Annotated in this window: 1 protein-coding gene; it reads left to right on the top strand. The window is 69.6% G+C overall.

The annotated features are described in order from the left end of the window. Positions 1-44 precede the first annotated feature (44 nt). Positions 45-615, top strand: a 571-nt coding sequence (locus ACFHYQ_RS29320; RefSeq protein WP_394304387.1) for an IS5 family transposase, incomplete at its 3' end; no start/stop codon positions are given.

Genomic DNA, 615 nt, shown 5'->3' with positions numbered 1-615 from the left:
GCGTTACGGCCGGTCGGCGGGTTTGGGTGTGCTGGGATGGCGACGTGAGCGAGCGCAAACCGTACCCGAGCGACTTATCCGACGAACGGTGGGCCCTGATCGAGCCCGTGATCACCGCGTGGAAGGCCGCGCACCGCTCAGTCAGCGGTCACCAGGGCCGTTACGAGATGCGGGAGATCGTCAACGCGATCCTCTACCAGAGCCGGACCGGCTGCCAGTGGGACTACCTGCCGCACGACCTGCCGCCCCGCAGCGCGGTGTACTACTACTTCGCCGCGTGGCGCGATGATGGCACTGACCAGGCGATCCACGACCTGCTGCGCTGGCAGACACGGGAGAAACGCCGGCGATTAGCCGACCCGAGCCTGGTGGTGCTGGACACGCAAAGTGTCCACGCCGCGGCCACAGTGCCGTCGGACACGACGGGCCGGGACGCGGGGAAAAAGGTGCCGGGGCGCAAGCGCGGCCTGGCCGTGGACGTGTTAGGCCTGGTCATCGCGGTGGTGCTGGCCGCCTCGGCGCACGACAACACCGCCGGAATCGCCCTGCTGGACCGGGTCGCCGCCGCCACACCACCCGGCAGCGTGCGCACGGCGCTGGCCGACCAGGGATTCA

This window comes from Sphaerimonospora cavernae (assembly GCF_042435035.1).
GTDB lineage: Bacteria > Actinomycetota > Actinomycetes > Streptosporangiales > Streptosporangiaceae > Sphaerimonospora > Sphaerimonospora cavernae.
This window is presented reverse-complemented; position numbering and strand designations above follow the sequence as displayed.